Origin of the sequence: Mesobacillus subterraneus (assembly GCF_023715485.1) — a bacterium.
GTDB lineage: Bacteria > Bacillota > Bacilli > Bacillales > Cytobacillaceae > Mesobacillus > Mesobacillus subterraneus_B.
The window spans coordinates 167,211-183,377 of the sequence record NZ_JAMBOF010000003.1 but is presented as its reverse complement, the minus strand read 5'-3'; the positions used below and the strand labels follow the sequence as shown (position 1 = coordinate 183,377).

General features: G+C 43.4%; 16 protein-coding genes. 2 read left to right on the top strand and 14 right to left on the bottom strand.

Annotated elements, in window-relative coordinates; genetic code table 11:
• Positions 1–134 precede the first annotated feature (134 nt).
• The 6 genes from M3204_RS05570 to M3204_RS05545 all read right to left on the bottom strand — a co-directional run bounded on the left by M3204_RS05570 (position 135) and on the right by M3204_RS05545 (position 7,475).
• Positions 135–647, bottom strand: coding sequence for an adenine phosphoribosyltransferase (locus M3204_RS05570; protein ID WP_251479401.1), 513 nt, complete (start codon positions 645–647; stop codon positions 135–137).
• Entirely contained in the window at positions 638–3,004 is a 2,367-nt protein-coding gene (gene recJ, locus M3204_RS05565; protein WP_251479399.1) for a single-stranded-DNA-specific exonuclease RecJ, read from the bottom strand. Before recJ ends, M3204_RS05570 begins: the two co-directional genes overlap by 10 nt.
• Before the next feature lie 258 nt (positions 3,005–3,262).
• Positions 3,263–3,574: a LapA family protein gene (locus M3204_RS05560; protein ID WP_251479397.1), complete on the bottom strand. Its 312-nt coding sequence runs from the start codon at positions 3,572–3,574 to the stop codon at positions 3,263–3,265.
• A 20-nt stretch (positions 3,575–3,594) separates the two neighbouring features.
• A complete protein-coding gene (locus M3204_RS05555) occupies positions 3,595–4,518 on the bottom strand; it encodes a cation diffusion facilitator family transporter (protein ID WP_251479395.1) in 924 nt (307 codons plus the stop codon).
• A gap of 164 nt (positions 4,519–4,682) precedes the next feature.
• Positions 4,683–6,953 (bottom strand): protein translocase subunit SecDF, encoded by a 2,271-nt coding sequence (gene secDF, locus M3204_RS05550; protein WP_251479392.1) that lies wholly within the window; start codon positions 6,951–6,953, stop codon positions 4,683–4,685.
• 225 nt (positions 6,954–7,178) lie between these two features.
• Positions 7,179–7,475 (bottom strand): post-transcriptional regulator, encoded by a 297-nt coding sequence (locus M3204_RS05545; protein WP_251479390.1) that lies wholly within the window; start codon positions 7,473–7,475, stop codon positions 7,179–7,181.
• Between the two features lie 122 nt (positions 7,476–7,597).
• Here M3204_RS05545 and spoVB point away from each other — a divergent pair, with 122 nt between their 5' ends.
• Positions 7,598–9,160, top strand: coding sequence for a stage V sporulation protein B (gene spoVB, locus M3204_RS05540; RefSeq protein ID WP_251479388.1), 1,563 nt, complete (start codon positions 7,598–7,600; stop codon positions 9,158–9,160).
• Positions 9,161–9,186: 26 nt separating this feature from the next.
• Here spoVB and M3204_RS05535 read toward each other — a convergent pair whose 3' ends face one another.
• On the bottom strand, positions 9,187–9,840 hold the full coding sequence (locus M3204_RS05535; RefSeq protein WP_251479386.1) for a DUF421 domain-containing protein: 654 nt from the start codon (positions 9,838–9,840) through the stop codon (positions 9,187–9,189).
• 198 nt (positions 9,841–10,038) lie between these two features.
• Between M3204_RS05535 and M3204_RS05530 the strand changes: the two genes are divergently transcribed.
• Positions 10,039–10,425 carry a TIGR04086 family membrane protein gene (locus tag M3204_RS05530; protein WP_251479384.1) on the top strand — a complete coding sequence of 129 codons (387 nt, stop codon included), beginning with the start codon at positions 10,039–10,041 and terminating at the stop codon, positions 10,423–10,425.
• A gap of 194 nt (positions 10,426–10,619) precedes the next feature.
• Here the strand turns inward: M3204_RS05530 and yajC are convergent, their stop codons facing one another.
• From yajC to M3204_RS05495, 7 genes are all read right to left on the bottom strand, one after another.
• Positions 10,620–10,904: a preprotein translocase subunit YajC gene (gene yajC / locus M3204_RS05525; RefSeq protein ID WP_251479381.1), complete on the bottom strand. Its 285-nt coding sequence runs from the start codon at positions 10,902–10,904 to the stop codon at positions 10,620–10,622.
• A 70-nt stretch (positions 10,905–10,974) separates the two neighbouring features.
• Positions 10,975–12,114 (bottom strand): tRNA guanosine(34) transglycosylase Tgt, encoded by a 1,140-nt coding sequence (tgt, locus tag M3204_RS05520; RefSeq protein WP_251479379.1) that lies wholly within the window; start codon positions 12,112–12,114, stop codon positions 10,975–10,977.
• A gap of 114 nt (positions 12,115–12,228) precedes the next feature.
• Complete coding sequence (gene queA / locus M3204_RS05515) at positions 12,229–13,257, bottom strand: tRNA preQ1(34) S-adenosylmethionine ribosyltransferase-isomerase QueA (protein ID WP_251479377.1); 1,029 nt, start codon at positions 13,255–13,257, stop codon at positions 12,229–12,231.
• Between the two features lie 97 nt (positions 13,258–13,354).
• The gene (locus M3204_RS05510) at positions 13,355–13,561 is read right to left on the bottom strand and encodes a DUF2905 domain-containing protein (protein WP_251479917.1); all 207 of its coding nucleotides are present in this window, start codon (positions 13,559–13,561) and stop codon (positions 13,355–13,357) included.
• Positions 13,561–14,559: a Holliday junction branch migration DNA helicase RuvB gene (gene ruvB / locus M3204_RS05505; protein WP_251479374.1), complete on the bottom strand. Its 999-nt coding sequence runs from the start codon at positions 14,557–14,559 to the stop codon at positions 13,561–13,563. Before ruvB ends, M3204_RS05510 begins: the two co-directional genes overlap by 1 nt.
• 175 nt (positions 14,560–14,734) lie before the next feature.
• Positions 14,735–15,343 (bottom strand): Holliday junction branch migration protein RuvA, encoded by a 609-nt coding sequence (ruvA, locus tag M3204_RS05500; protein WP_251479373.1) that lies wholly within the window; start codon positions 15,341–15,343, stop codon positions 14,735–14,737.
• 147 nt (positions 15,344–15,490) lie between these two features.
• The gene (locus tag M3204_RS05495) at positions 15,491–16,039 is read right to left on the bottom strand and encodes an intercompartmental signaling factor BofC (RefSeq protein WP_251479371.1); all 549 of its coding nucleotides are present in this window, start codon (positions 16,037–16,039) and stop codon (positions 15,491–15,493) included.
• Positions 16,040–16,167 lie beyond the last annotated feature (128 nt).

Sequence of the window (16,167 nt, the reverse complement as noted above, 5' to 3'; positions counted from 1 at the left end):
TCGAGGAGTTAGGAGGCGCAGCTAGACAAGCGACTCGAGGGGCTAGGCGCTGGAGTTGGACATTTCTCGAAGCGAAATTTATACTTCCTTATCTCATAAGAAAAGGGCACTTCGCAATGAAGCGCCCCGTCCCATTAATATTGCATCAATGTTAACAATTCGTATCCGTTAAGCTTCTCACGTCCATCGAGGTATGTCAGTTCGATCAGGAACGCAATACCAGCTACAACTCCGCCTAGTTCTTCTACTAGTTTGATCGTTGCTTCGATTGTTCCGCCGGTAGCTAGCAAATCATCTGTGATTAAGACTCTCTGTCCCGGTTTGATTGCGTCTCTGTGGATTGTCAAAACGTCGCTGCCGTATTCAAGACCGTAATTGACCTTTACTGTTTCGCGCGGAAGTTTTCCTTCCTTTCTTACTGGAGCGAAACCTACTCCAAGCGAATAAGCAACCGGGCATCCAATGATGAAGCCACGGGCTTCCGGACCGACAACAAGGTCAATTTGCTTTTCGCGAGCATAAGCCACGATTTGGTCTGTTGCATATCTATATGCCTCGCCATTATCCATTAAGGTTGTGATATCCTTAAATTTAATGCCCGGCTTTGGCCAATCGGGAACGATTGTTATGAATTGTTTCAAATCCATTGAATAATTGCCTCCTCATTTTTCACCGACTCTTGAATATATTGGTCAAACCAAGCTTTCAATTGCTCATACGATGAATAGAGCAACTCATTTTCAAGAGTAAATGCTTGCACCTTGTGCTGATATGTTTTGGATTCAGAAAGATCCCGTTTCGGGACATTTTTTTCAAGTGAAATAAACCCATTGTTTATTTTAACAAACTCTAGTTCAAAAAACACCTGTGACATGAAATCAACTGTCTCTTTTGTCCATCCTTTATGCTTAGCCAGTTCATCGCCATATCGTTTCAAGTCAAAAGATCCTCTCTTTGAGAGGAATGCATAATACCATTTGAAATGTTCCCTCGTAGGCATTGTCGTAAAGAAATCACTGTTTTCTTTATAGAAATGGACATATATTCTCCCAGGTTTTTTCCCGGAAAATAAATTTTCAAGAATTTCCTTCGTTGGCGGAAGATCCAGCAGTACAGTATATGATAAATCAATATCCAGCTTAGCTGCTTCTTCCACGGAAGGTACCAGCAGCAGAGAGTCTCCCAAAATAGCAGAAAACTTATCCTTCAATTCGGGATTGAATAGGATCCATTTTATGTTATCGCCTGATATCATTTCAGGAAGCTTTTCAATTCTTTTTAGTCCCCTGAAATCGAAAAGCTGCCACGAATTTACAGCTACATCCCTGAGGAAAATTTGTGGCTTCTTGATGTTGTTCCATTCATTGATTGACAATTCCCCGATGATCGACAGTTTGGAGCTTGGTGAAATATGGTCATGGAGATGGCCGAAACCAAATCCGATGCCATCGATCGTTGTACCCGCTTCCTCTAGGGAGAGCTTAAGATGGGACTGGTCAGCACCTATTTTCCTTAACGTTGAAATATTCGCCTCTTCGATCAGCACCCTGGGCTTCGGATTACTGACACCATACGGAGACAGCAGGCCCAGTTCAATGATAGATTCAATATCTATATCATTAATAGCTATTTTAGCATCAATATGTGATACAGGAATTAAGTCTTCCTCAGTCAGCTGCTCTTTCGCCAGCTCATTCAGCCTTGTTCTCAGTTCCTCTACATGGTCAAGCTCCAGCGTCATTCCAGCAGCCATAGGATGGCCGCCAAAATGAGGAAGGATATTTCTGCATGTAGAGAGATTTTTAAACAGGTCAAAACCAGCAATGCTTCGGGCGGACCCTTTTGCCAGACCCTTTTCTTTGTCAAAACTAAGGACGATCGCCGGGCGGTAATATTTTTCAACTAGCTTGGATGCGACAATGCCGATGACTCCGGCATTCCAGCCCTCCTTGCCGACGATAAGGACTCGATTATCTTCTACAGGATAATTCTTTTCGACTTCATCAATCGCTTCCCGGGCAATTTCTGCTACTATATTTTGGCGCTCCTTGTTTATTGAATCAATTTCCTCAGCCAGCATCATTGCTTCCTCTGGATCAGAGGTCATCATCAATTGGACAGCAGGATCTGCACTCCCCAGGCGACCGGCCGCATTTACCCTTGGTCCTATTAAAAAACCAATCGTTTCTTCATTTATTGCCGATTTTTCCGTTTTCGCGAGTTTCAGCAACGCATGTAAACCAGGCGTTTGGCTTGCCTTCATTTGCGCGATTCCGCTTAAGGCTATCAGCCTGTTCTCACCCAGGAGCGGGACTAAATCAGCGATGGTGCCTATTGCCGCAAATTCCAGCAAATGCTCAGGAAGCCTCCCAAGTAATGCATGAGCAACTTTAAGCGCCACGCCTACACCGGCGAGATCTTTAAAAGGATATACGCTGTCCTCCAGCTTCGGATGGATGATTGCGAAAGCATCAGGAAGCACCGGACCTGGTTCATGGTGATCTGTTATGATCAAATCGATGCCAAGATCCCTGGCCACATTTGCTTCATGAAGAGCTGAAATACCTGTATCGACAGTGATGATCAGCCCAATTCCGCTCTCAGCAGCCTTTCGGAAAGCTTTTTCATTTGGACCATAGCCCTCTGTGAAACGGTTTGGTATGTAGTAATCGGCATTTGCCCCAATTTCGGTCAGGGCTTTCATCATGACCGTTGTACTGCTTACACCGTCTGCATCATAATCGCCAAATACTAAAACCGGTTCCTGTGTTTCCACCGCTTTATTGATTCGCGCAACCGTTTTGTCCATATCTTTTAATAAAAACGGATCATGAAATTCGTTTTTTTGCCCAAATAAAAAATACCGGGCATCTTCCACGGTATCCAATCCGCGATTGACAAGCAGAGAAGCAGTCAGACTACTAATGTTAAGGTCCTTTGCAAGCGACTCTGTTTTCGACTGGTCAGATTTCTTTACAATCCACCTTGATTTTGGCTTTAACATACGTTCACCTCTCAGCTTTTTAATTATACAAAAGCAGAGACACGGTTTCAATGACAATGAATGTTAATATATACGGGTTAAGAAAACGCATGTGCCTTAGTCAGCACTAAAAGGTGCCTAAGGAAATCCTGATACCCGCGGGATGCGGCTTATAACCTGAGCGACTGGGAGCTATGTGCTGGAGTTTGGACAGTAATTTAAATTCCACTTACTTAGAAAGCAAAAAAAACGGCGGCATAAATGCCGCCCCCTCTAAACTCAATGCATATCCTCTATTTCGTACACTGGATCTTCTTGGAGATCTTTTTTAACAGCCAGCTGCTCCTCGAGAGCCATATTTTGCTTTTTTAATGACTTCACTTCACGCTGAAGCACAAACATCCTGAACAGTCCGACTGAGCCGACGATGATGCCGCCCATTAGAACTGAGCTTAAAATGACCAGGATCAGCGGCCATTTTGCTTCCCCGAAGAAATAGTTCACTGTTACAGGATCAACGTTAATCACAGCAAAAACTGCCACAATTAAAGCAAAGCCTATCCCCAGCAGTAATGCCCATTGGAATTTCATGTTCCTCCACTCCTCTATTTCTATTGAATGTCCACACTATCTTCGAACCTGCCATCTGCGCTGTAGGGGTTAATATGGACTAAGACGTTTTGGACGTTCTTGTTTTCCATCAGCTTCTTTTTAACACACTTTCCGATGCGATGCCCTTCTTCTACAGTCATATGCGGATCGACTGATATTTTCAAATCGATGATTACATAGTGTCCATGCTCCCTTGCGTGCAATTCATCCAATTTTTTCACTTCCGGGATGGATTGGACAACAGTCCTGAATTCTTCCGTATCTTCATCATGAAGGACATGATCCAATGTGTTGTGGATTGATTCCTTCCCCAGCTTCCAGGCCATCCTTATGACTAACAGGGCTACAAGCAGTCCTGTTACCGGATCGGCATATACCAGCCAGTCAATTCCGAACTTCCCGCCCAGAACCGCAGCGCTGATACCAATCAGTGCTGCTATGGAGGAATACACATCTGATCTATGTTCATATGCATTTACGATCAAGGCATCACTTCTTAATTCTTTACCAAGTCTGTATTTATACCTGAACATTCCCTCTTTAACAATAATTGAAACGACAACAGCCACAATTGCGATTGATTTTGGGGGCTCTATTGGCTGGAAGAAAGACTCAATTGAAGACCTTCCGATTTCTACACCTACCAGCATCAGCAATACAGCAACAATAACCGCAGCGATCGATTCTGCCTTTCCATGACCATAAGGATGGTCCTCATCAGGTGGAGCCTTGGCTGCCTTCAGTCCTATGTAAACCGCCAATGAACCAACTACATCCGACGCAGAATGGACAGCATCCGCCACAAGCGCCTTACTGTTCGCGTAAATGCCGATAGTCCATTTTAATGCTGCCAGAACGATATTCCCTATAACCCCAACCATTGCGGCGAACTCTGCTTTCTTAAATCGAACATCTTTTTCCAATGGCAATCTTCCTCCCAGAACCATGCATATTATGTATTTCTGCAACTTTACCGCCACAATTAGTCTGTCGGCATTCCTTTTATTTTATCCTAAAAATTGGTTGTTCTAACCAAAAACGAAAAAATACCACGCGGAACCGCGTGGTATTTTTTCAAAGTTATTAGTTAAACTTGTGGCTCATCTGAGTAAACTTTCTTCTCTTTGTATGTCTTAATCGTACCTTTTTTCTTAAGCTCTTTATTTTTCCATACATACCAGAGCTGTGCGGCCAGGAATACAGATGAATATGTTCCGGCAATCAAGCCAATAAGAAGTGCGAAGGAGAAATTCCAGATTGATTCACTGCCAAATAACAGCAGTCCAACTACAGTAATGACAACAGTTAAAACAGTATTGACTGAACGGGCAAGCGTCTGGCGAAGTGACGTGTTCACTACCTCCGCAATATCTTCAGGCGTCTTCAGGCGTTTCTTTTTCACCATATTTTCGCGCATCCTGTCGAAGGTTACAATTGTATCATTAATTGAATAACCGACAATGGTAAGGATCGCTGCGATAAATGTAATGTCTACCTCAAGCCTTAAAATACTGAAGACTACTATAACAAAGAAAGCATCGTGCAGCAATGCAAGAATCGCTGCGAGTGCCATATAAATTTCAAATCGGATTGTAACATAGATGATGATCCCGATTGAAGCAATTACAAGCGCAATCATTGCATTCTTAGCCAATTCTTTTCCGATAGTAGGTGACACTGTACCGATATTCGGCTCAGCTCCAAATGCGTCTTTTAGCTGCGATTTAAGCTCAGCAATTTCATCCTTGTTTAATACCCCTTTTAATCGGGCTACACCAATTTCTCCGTTATCACCAGAGATAACGATGTCATCGGTTTCAATGTCTGCCTTTTTCAGTTCTTCTTTTACTTGTTCGGCTGTCAACTTATTGTCAGACATGATTTCAATTCGAGTACCGCTGGAAAAATCAATTGCAAGATTTAGGCGGAAGACCAGCAAGACCACCAAGCCGACTCCAAGCAAAACAGCAGTAGCTGTAAAGAATTTTTTTCTGTTATGGACAAAGTCAAATCGATCGAACTTTGTCTTTAAGTCCAGAGGATCAAGACCTTCAGAAATGTCATGAACTTCCGAATTCTTAACACCGAACCACCATGGTTTGTCCTTAAATAACCCACTGTTTACCCAGAGGCTAAGGAATAAACGCGCACCGAAGACCGCAGTAATGAAGCTCCCAAGGATACTGATGATCAACATCGTTGCAAAGCCCTTGACAGAGCTTGTACCATACGCAAACAATACAACAGCTGCAAGGAGTGTTGTCAAGTTGGCATCGAAAATCGTTGACAATGATCCTTTGCTTCCCGCTTCAAAAGCGGCTTTGATATTGCGGCCAACCTTCAATTCTTCTCTAATCCGTTCATACGTAATGATATTCGCATCTACCGCCATACCGACACCAAGGATCAATGCAGCGATACCTGGAAGGGTCAATACTCCATTCATCCAATCAAAAATCAACAGGATAAGATAGATGTAAATTGATAATGTTACAATCGCAACAATACCTGGTAAGCGGTAAAGTGCAAGCATAAATACGAAAATGGCCAGAACGCCGATGATACCAGCAAAAATTGTTTCGTTTAATGCCTGTTCACCAAACTTGGCGCCTACAGATGTAGAGTATGTTTCTTCAAGATTGACCGGCAAGGACCCGGCGTTCAGCAATGATGCAAGCTGCTGAGCTTCTTCAATTGTGAAGGTTCCCGTTATTTCAACGTTCTTTTGATTTAAAACCTGGTCAACATTTGGATTTGAAAGGAATCCTGGATTTGGCTTCATCCTTTCTTCCTTATATGAATCTTTGCCTTCCTCGAAATCCAGCCAAATAACCAGCTGATTATCAGGGTACATATCACGGATTTCCTTCGTTATTTCCCCGAATTGGTCTCCGTCTTTTAAGGTTATCGAAATGCTTGGCTTGTTTTGCTGGTCAAAGCTTTGCTTTGCACCATTCTCAGCCAGGTCTCCCCCATCCATCATGACACGGTCGTTCACGTCACGGAATGTAAGATTCGCTTCGGTAGATAGAATTTCACGGGCCTTATTCTGATCCTTAACACCAGCCAGCTGTACACGGATCCGGTTTTCCCCTTCTATCTGGATATTCGGTTCACTGACTCCAAGAACATTGACCCTCCGCTCCAGCGCTTCTGCTGTACTTTTTAAAGTTTCCCGGTCAACTTTCTCTCCTTTTTTACCATTTAGTGGTGTGACTTCATAGAGAACTTCAAAACCTCCCTGAAGGTCAAGGCCAAGCTTGATATCTTTCAATATATTCTGGGTTGTTGCACCCATGGCGCTTCCAATAAGCAAAATCAGCAAAAAGAAGGCCACGATGCGGCTGCGTTTTACCATTATGTAGAAATCCTCCTTATTCTTAAGACACAAATCACGCTAACAGACAGCAAAAACATTAAGACTATTAAAAAATAAACAGTAACCAATTTATAGCATTCTAATTATGTATCAGTTTAAAAAAACTGTCAATTAAGCTTTTTCCGTTCTCCTACTCGAGAATGCTTAACTAAGAAAAAATCGGGTCCTGGTTTTTTTTGGGTGTTATTTCAGATTAGATTAAAGCTATTTAAGTAGTTCCCTGCGCTCTTCTTCGTCACCCAGCGCAAAATCTCCTAATTTGAATGCTTCGACAGTAGTAAAATTCATTACGTCGCCGATTTTGGCTGATAAAATATCCGCAACGACTTCATATACCTGAATATCTTCTTTTGGCTTCTTCCACTTTTTTTTAGTGAGATATTGCCATAAATCTTTTTCAGTCACTTTTTCATATCCGAATATTTTGAATTCTTCAACTTTGCTTTGCAACGCCGGTTTAACCTCATTGTAAAACCGTTCATACTGATGAGTTCGATCCATTCCGATGCCTCCCTGTTCTAATTTCTAGTCTTTATATGTTCTAACCTGTCATGCTTTGTCCACTTTCTTGCATATAGTTAATTGTATATGAAATATGCATTTTTGAGAAGGCAGGGAACGGAATGTCGAAGTTTTTAAAAGGAACATTTATTTTGTTGATGGCCGGGCTCGTAACCAGGGTGCTTGGTTTTATAAATCGGATCGTCATCGCCCGTTTCATTGGTGAAGAGGGTGTTGGTTTATATATGATGGCATTTCCTACGATGATGCTCGTTGTGACCATCACACAGCTGGGGCTCCCGGTTGCGATTTCTAAAAATGTTGCGGAGGCTGAAGCGAGAGGCGACTTTCCTAAAATAAAGAAAATACTTGTCGTTTCTCTGGCTACCACGATTTCCTTATCCATCATCTTTACACCAGCACTCATATTCCTTGCCCCATACCTATCTGAAACTCTTTTTACTGACCCTAGGACTCAATTGCCACTTCTGGCTATTGCGCCGATTGTTCCAATAGTGGCAGTTTCCTCAGTTCTCCGCGGATATTTCCAGGGAAGACAGAACATGAGACCTTCAGCCATTTCGCAAGTGATTGAACAACTAGTCCGAATAACCTTGATTGCTGTGCTTACAAAGACCTTCATGCCTTACGGTATTGAATACGCCGCGGCAGCTGCCATGGTTGCATCGGTAATTGGAGAATTGATTTCTCTGCTTTATTTAATGACAACCTTTAAGCTCAAGAAAAAATTCCGCCTGAGGAAAAACTTTTTTCAATACGTCCACTCAGGGAAATCGACATTTAACGAATTGATGAGCATCGCATTGCCCACTACAGGTTCCAGACTGATTGGATCGATATCCTGGTTCTTTGAACCGATTGTTGTAGCGCATAGCCTAGCAATAGCCGGAGTTGCGGCCGTGGCCGCTACAAAACAATATGGCGCCTTGACCGGTTTCGCAATGCCTCTGCTTTTGCTGCCTTCATTCATTACCTATTCCCTCTCAACCTCACTTGTCCCGGCCATAAGCGAGGCAAACTCTAAGAAAAACGTAAAGGTCATCGAACACCTTTTGCAGCAGTCTCTGCGTTTCTCGCTACTGACAGGAGGGCTGGCAGTGGTTGTATTGTATGTGCTTGCTGAACCATTGATGACCTTGATGTATGGTACTTCCAATGGGTCGCAATTTATCACCCTGATGGCTCCTTTCTTCCTGTTTTACTATTTTCAGGGGCCACTGCAGGCTGCGCTGCAGGCCCTGGACCTGGCCCGAGCTGCGATGATTAACAGCCTGATAGGAAATTTAGCAAAGACAGCCGTAATCTTTTTGCTGGCAAGCCAGCCAGCGTTTGGCATCAATGGTGTGGCCCTGGGAATGGTCATGGGTATTGTATTGATCACCCTGCTCCATTTCGCAACAATGCTGAAGGCAGTTTCTTTCACGTTCTATGTTTTGGATTATGTAAAAATGTTTTCTGTAATTGCGATTTCAGGCTTGATTGGCTTCATTCTTTGGGACAGACTTAATGAGGGATTGGCGCTGGCTGTCAGGATTCTTATAAATGCGGGGGCTATCAGCATAATTTATATATTGCTTGCTATTGTTTTAGGTTTAATCAGGAAACAGGAGCTCCGGCGAATCCGTACAGTAATTTTGTCCCTATTCAAAAAATTTGTGACGTAAAAAAACGTGGATTTCCTCCACGTTTTTTATTCGTTCATTAAATCAATATAGAATTCCCCGTTCTGGAAGCTGCAAAAGGAAATCTCCCCAGGATCTTCATATCCTTTTTTATTTAACTGGGTCAGCAGCCAAGTTCTTGTCCTGTCTATCAGTTTAAGATTATCCTCCTGGATTTCACCGTCGATGATCAAGGGCAAGGCAAGACTCCCATTTTCCTGATGATCCCCATTTTGTTTTTGAAAAATGGAAAGCGTCCCGGACGGCTCTAAAATTGCATATTCAACATCTGCGATATTGCCTACATCCTTTTCTCTTAATTGGAGCAGCAAATCATCAAAATTATATCTCTGGGCTCTCATTGCCTTCTCGTCAATTTTTCCATTATTGATAATGATTGTCGGCTTTCCATCAACGATATCCCTGAACTTTTTGCTTTTAAGAGAAAGGACTGCCAGTGTGATCTGGATAACTACCAGCACCATGATTGGGAGAAGAGTATTGATTAATGGATCTTTAGTGTTTTCTATTGCCAGAGATGCCATTTCCGCAATCATGATATACACAACTAAATCCAAAATACTTAATTCGCCGATTTCCCTTTTACCCATTAAACGGAAAATCAAGAGAATCAACAAATAAAGGAACAACGTCCTAAATAGAATGATCAAATATTCTTCCACTTTTCCCCCGCCCTTCAAACACATTCATCTATAGTCTTTTACACGGACCATAAAAAATACTTAGCGTTTTATGAAAAATTTCAAAGATACTTTACTTCATAACTGATGAAAAACTGATTCTATTTAGTCTTTTTGGTGAATATGCTTGTACTAGGCAATTCCCGGTTAGAGGGATCAGATTAGAGGGGAGAGGGGTTAATGGAATCCAAGAGTTTAGGAAAGGCCGTCCTTTTCGGCGTGATTGCAATATTCCTATTGGCAATCGTAAGCAGTTTTATATTTTCTCTTCTTTTAAAATTCACTTCCGTCCAAGAGTCTTCGCTTCAATACGTAATGACATCTATCTCATTTTTATCCATGTTTATTGGCGGCTTCATCACCGGAGGGAACGGAAAGCAGAAGGGCTGGATGATCGGTGGAGCTACAGGTCTCGTTTATTCCGTGATTATATTCCTGTTTCAGTTCCTGGGTTATGACAGTTTATTCTCCTTCGAGCAAATCATCTACCATAGCTGCTATATCATTACTGCGATGATGGGCGGGATTTTGGGAGTCAATATAGCTGGCGGCCCACAAAAGGCATAAGAAAAGCGCAAGCGCCTTGGTCAGCCCCGACAAGCGCTGGAGGGCTGACCGGTGAAGTCGTTCTTTGACTTCATTGGGCTGACCGAAGCGACTCGAGGGGCTAGGCGCTGGAGCTGGACAATTCTCAAAGTTAATTTTACACTTCCATATTTCGTAAAAAAAAGAAGCGGATTAATCCGCTTCTTTTTTTCATATTATTTCGCAAGCATGCCACCTGCAGATTCTCTTACATCGCGAATCGCAGCGCGGTCATATGTAAGACGGCTTCCATCTCCGCACTTAATGACAACAGTTCCTTCGTCAAGTGCATCAACAATTCCATGCAAACCGCCGATCGTTACTACCTTATCACCTTTTGCAAGGTCACTCTGCATTTGCTGAACCGCTTTTTGCCTCTTTTGTTGAGGGCGGATCAGTAAAAAGTAGAACAATACAAACATAAGCAACAGCGGGAATACTGTACCTACTAATCCTTCCATTCATTTCCCCTCCTTTCGTTGTTCAAGACTGCTTCCGCATAAATACGGAAGACCTTGGTAAGCAGTTTATTTAGAAGTTTTTGGCATTCGGCTTATTGTAGCCATATTGCTCAAAGAACTCTTCTCTAAAGTCCCCCAGACGGTCTTCACGGATTGCCTGTCTGACCTGCTCCATTAATTTTAGCAGAAAATAGAGATTATGGTAAGAAGTAAGTCGAATTCCAAACGATTCATCCGTTTTAATCAAGTGACGGATGTACGCCCTGCTGTAATTTTTGCATGTATAGCAATCGCAGTTCGGATCCAGCGGTCCAAAGTCACGCGCAAACTTCGCGTTCTTGACGACCAATCTTCCCTCGCTCGTCATCAATGTGCCATTCCTTGCAATACGAGTTGGCAGCACACAATCGAACATATCAATTCCGCGGATGGCACCATCAATCAATGAATCTGGTGAACCTACCCCCATTAGATAGCGCGGCTTGTCCGCTGGCAGCCATGGTGTGGTGAATTCCAGCACTCTGTCCATGACATCCTTCGGTTCGCCAACTGACAATCCCCCAACTGCATATCCTGGGAAGTCCATGGATACCAGATCCTTGGCGCTCTGCTTCCTTAATTCCTCGTATTCCCCGCCCTGGACAATGCCGAACAATCCTTGGTCCTGCGGACGCTTGTGGGCTGTGAGGCAGCGTTCTGCCCAGCGCGACGTTCTTTCAACCGACTTTTTCATATAATCGTATTCAGCAGGATACGGAGGGCATTCATCGAATGCCATCATGATATCTGAACCAAGCGCATTCTGGATCTCCATCGCTTTTTCTGGAGAGAGAAAAAGCTTGTCCCCATTAAGATGATTACGGAAATGGACGCCTTCTTCTTCAATCTTCCTGAACTCACTTAATGAGAACACTTGGAAACCGCCTGAATCTGTCAGGATGGCACGGTCCCAGTTCATGAATTTATGCAATCCTCCTGCATCTTGGACAATTTCATGGCCTGGTCGCAGCCATAGGTGGTAGGTGTTGCTCAGGATAATGCCTGCACCCATGTCGACCAATTCCTCGGGAGACATCGTTTTCACGGTTGCCAGGGTGCCAACAGGCATGAATATAGGAGTTTCAAATGAGCCGTGAGGTGTATGGACACGCCCAAGCCTGGCACCTGTTTGCTTACAAGTTTTAATTAATTCATAACGGATTGCTGACAATTATTATTGCTCCTTCCATTGAGTCATACATTGACCCAAATTCATTCCACACAAATTACTCTTTTCGTGGAAATCATTTTTTCTAAGGGTTATTTTAGATAAACATTTAAGCACTTATAGAATCAGCATCGCATCGCCGAAGCTGAAGAAACGATACCTTTCTTCCACTGCTGTATGATAAGCATTCAAGACATGATCCCGGCCAGCCAGAGCACTGACAAGCATGATGAGTGTCGATTTTGGCAAATGGAAGTTGGTGATCATGCCATCGATTGCCTTAAACTCATAGCCAGGATAAATGAAGATATTTGTCCAGCCATTTTCGGCCGCAAATTTACCGTCGTTAGCAGCAGCAATCGTTTCAAGCGTACGCGTTGAGGTCGTACCTACGGTAATGATCCTGCCGCCTTGTTCCCGTACCGAATTCAGCAGCGATGCTGTTCCTTCCGTCACCTGGTAGAATTCAGAATGCATATCATGCTCTTCTATTGAATCGACACTGACAGGCCTGAAAGTGCCTAGACCTACATGAAGGGTGATAAAGGCAATGTGGACCCCGATTTTTTTAAGCTCTTCAAGCAGCTCTTCGGTAAAATGCAAACCAGCCGTCGGGGCTGCAGCAGAACCGCGTTCTCTTGCAAATACAGTCTGGTATCGGTCCTTATCTTCCAATTGTTCCTTGATATAAGGAGGAAGCGGCATTTCGCCAAGCTGCTCGAGCACCTCATAAAATATTCCCTCATAAGAGAATTTCAGCTTTCGGCCCCCATGGTCAGCTTCACCCGTACATACCGCTGTTAGAATTCCGTCACCAAAGACGATTTTCGTTCCTTCCTTCACACGCTTTGCCGGTTTGATAAGGGTTTCCCACTCATCTCCCTCGATCTGTTTTAAGAGAAGGACTTCAATTTTGGCACCTGTATCCTCCTTCATACCGAAAAGCCGGGCAGGAAGTACTTTTGTATCATTCAGTACAAGGCAATCTCCTGGCTGAAGATACTCCTTAATATTCTTGAAAATGTCATGTTCTATATTGCCCGATTCTTTATTTAGAACCATCAGCCGGCTTTCAGCCCGCTGTTCCAGCGGCGTCTGTGCAATCAATTCTTCAGGAAGATGGAAATCAAACAAATCTACTTTCATGTTGTCACCCTTACTATTTTTTCTCTGTAAACTAAGCGAATCCCTACAACTTTACCATTCATCCTGAACAAAAGCTCTGCATTAATCAGAGCGTTGTTCAGCGGAATCTGCCGATAAAGTAAAAAATCGCTGATAAAATGATGCTTGCTACGATCGACGTAACAATTGGGAAGTAAAAGGTCGTATTTCCCTTTTTTATGACAAGATCTCCAGGCAGCCTTCCCAGGTTGATAAATTGCATGAGAAAACCGATGATAAAAATCACTGCTCCTGCAATCATCACAAACTTCGCTGCACCAGTCATCATTCTGGCACCTCCATCTGAAAATGTCGGTATACAGCCCCCGTTACTATTCTTCCCCTTGGAGTCCGCTGTAAAAAGCCAATCTGTAAAAGGTACGGTTCGTACACATCTTCAATCGTCTGGGACTCTTCTCCGATCGTGGCCGCGATTGTCTCCAATCCAACGGGACCGCCACGATATTTTTCAATGATGCCTTTAAGTAACTTATGGTCAATATGATCGAGTCCTAAGCGGTCAACCTGCATCAGCTCAAGTGCCTCTTTTGCGAGAGTGTCCTCAATCGCGCCGTTGCCCCGGACCTGGGCAAAATCTCGGACGCGTTTCAACAGGCGGTTCGCAATCCGTGGTGTTCCTCGCGATCTTCTTGCCAGTTCTTGCGCTGCAAGCCAATCGATTTCGGTTTCCAGCAACTCAGCTGTCCTGACAACAATATCAGTCAATTGGGTCTCATTATAGTATTCCAATCGGCTCAATACTCCAAACCTGTCTCTTAATGGAGCAGACAATGAACCAGCACGGGTTGTAGCCCCTACAAGCGTGAACGGCGGCAAATCAAGCCTGACTGAACGGGCACTTGGCCCCTTTCCGATGACAATATCAAGGCAAAAGTCCTCCATGGCAGGATAGAGAACTTCTTCAATCGTTCTTGGAAGCCTGTGGATTTCATCTATGAACAGGACATCACCAGGTTCAAGAGCAGTCAAAATCGCCGCAAGATCCCCCGGCCTCTCAATCGCTGGTCCAGAAGTCGTCCTCAGGTTAACCCCCATCTCGTTGGCGATGATCGCCGCAAGTGTAGTCTTTCCCAATCCAGGAGGCCCATATAGCAGTACATGATCAAGCGTTTCTCTTCTCATTCTTGCTGCTTGTATGAACACCTCGAGGTTGGCTTTAACTTTGTCCTGGCCGATATATTGCCTGAGTGTCTGGGGACGCAGACTTTGCTCAAATGAAAGATCTTGATCGCCCGCTTCACTGGAGATGATTCGTTCTTCCATCTGTTAATCACCCTTTTATCAATCTTGGTATTATCGTAAGGCTCTATTAAACTTGTCTGTTGATTTAAGCTCCAGGCACTCACTTTCCGCAGGGCGTCCGGTGAGCCCGCAGGAGTCGAGTACCCTCCACTCCAATCAACAGGTGCTAAAAATTAACATCGACCTTTAACACAGCTTATCTCAAAAGCTTCTGCAATGCCTTCTTAATATATTGGTCTGTCGTCAATTGTTCCTTTTTCAAATCAGGCGTAATCTTGCGGATTTCCTTCTCGGAATATCCAAGCGCCTTCAGTGCAAGAAGGGCCTCATCAAACTCTGTTGAATGACTGACCGTGGCGGCAACTTCGTCAGCATTGAATAAATTCGGGAAAAAGTCAGGCACCAAATCATGCAGTTTCCCCTTCAAATCTAATATCATTTGTCTGGCTGTCTTCTTTCCGACACCAGGGAACTTGACAAGGAAAGATTCATCTTCATTTTCTATTGCCTGTACAACTTGTTCCGGCTCCCCTGAAGCCAGAATCGCCAATGCCCCTTTAGGACCAATTCCGGAAACATTCAAAAGCCTGGTGAAAAGGGCTTTTTCCTCTCTTGTCTTGAAGCCGTAAAGAGCAATGAGATCTTCCCGAACATAATGATATGTATATATACGAATCTCTTTGCCTGTTTCTTTTGCAAATACGAACGGGTTTGGTGTCATAATTTGATAACCGATCCCGTTATTTTCAACTACTATATATTCTGGCCCGACAAAATCGACGCTGCCTTTAATGAATTCAAACAATACGCTCGCCCCTCTGCTTTGCTGTAACTCATTTTAACATACTATATTTAAAGGGATGAACAAAAATATGCTAAAAAGCGAACGTATGATCATTATTTGTTTCATACAGGGAAGTTAAACGCAAATAAGAGCCGGTCAGCCCGGCTCTTAATGATTTTCATTTAGTGTATATGGTTTAAATGTCTCGAGGACTTCTTCAAAGCAGTGTTTATTCCTGATGGGAATCCCCTTTTTTAATTGATCCCGCTTAATGCTTTCAAGCCTGCCAAGATCAATTTGAAAGAACGATTGGATGATATTCGATCCCTCTGGTCTGCCATTGAAAATCGTCAGGACCCCTTCATCCGACAATCCGAAATATCCATTTGCCTTCAAAAGCGGTGAGATATCATCTACATCCTGCCTGAAAACTGCCTTTTTCTTTTCCATATCGACAAGCTGCCATTTGTCATATTTCGCCCAAAAATCCTCCATCGACCAAATTGTTTCCTGGACCTTTTCCTCACTTATTTCTCCGTCCAGATAAACTCTTTGTAAAATGATCGTTACCTCAAGAGGTTCATTGATCTCTTGAACTGTTGCTTCAGGCTTCTCAGCAAAAGCAGGTTCTGTCCCAAATGCCAAACCTAAGCAGGAAAGACTGACTAGCAGCAGTACAACTGTACTGAACGCTTTTAACATATTTTTTGAACCCATTGCTGTCCACCTCTCTTTTACTTAAATATATTGTAACAAAGTATAGATGAAGACTTATCCAATAATAGTTTAGCCAAATTTATCATGTTTATCCTTTTTGGTAAATCTCTTTTGCTGAAGCTTCTGGA

What these genes read in the sequence shown, in the direction of transcription:
- M3204_RS05570 (WP_251479401.1), bottom strand. Translation starts at nt 647, where the DNA reads ATGGATTTGAAACAATTCATAACAATCGTTCCCGATTGGCCAAAGCCG.
- recJ (WP_251479399.1), bottom strand. Translation starts at nt 3,004, where the DNA reads ATGTTAAAGCCAAAATCAAGGTGGATTGTAAAGAAATCTGACCAGTCG.
- M3204_RS05560 (WP_251479397.1), bottom strand. Translation starts at nt 3,574, where the DNA reads ATGAAATTCCAATGGGCATTACTGCTGGGGATAGGCTTTGCTTTAATT.
- secDF (WP_251479392.1), bottom strand. Translation starts at nt 6,953, where the DNA reads ATGGTAAAACGCAGCCGCATCGTGGCCTTCTTTTTGCTGATTTTGCTT.
- M3204_RS05545 (WP_251479390.1), bottom strand. Translation starts at nt 7,475, where the DNA reads ATGGATCGAACTCATCAGTATGAACGGTTTTACAATGAGGTTAAACCG.
- spoVB (WP_251479388.1), top strand. Translation starts at nt 7,598, where the DNA reads ATGTCGAAGTTTTTAAAAGGAACATTTATTTTGTTGATGGCCGGGCTC.
- M3204_RS05530 (WP_251479384.1), top strand. Translation starts at nt 10,039, where the DNA reads ATGGAATCCAAGAGTTTAGGAAAGGCCGTCCTTTTCGGCGTGATTGCA.
- yajC (WP_251479381.1), bottom strand. Translation starts at nt 10,904, where the DNA reads ATGGAAGGATTAGTAGGTACAGTATTCCCGCTGTTGCTTATGTTTGTA.
- queA (WP_251479377.1), bottom strand. Translation starts at nt 13,257, where the DNA reads ATGAAAGTAGATTTGTTTGATTTCCATCTTCCTGAAGAATTGATTGCA.
- M3204_RS05510 (WP_251479917.1), bottom strand. Translation starts at nt 13,561, where the DNA reads ATGACTGGTGCAGCGAAGTTTGTGATGATTGCAGGAGCAGTGATTTTT.
- ruvB (WP_251479374.1), bottom strand. Translation starts at nt 14,559, where the DNA reads ATGGAAGAACGAATCATCTCCAGTGAAGCGGGCGATCAAGATCTTTCA.
- M3204_RS05495 (WP_251479371.1), bottom strand. Translation starts at nt 16,039, where the DNA reads ATGGGTTCAAAAAATATGTTAAAAGCGTTCAGTACAGTTGTACTGCTG.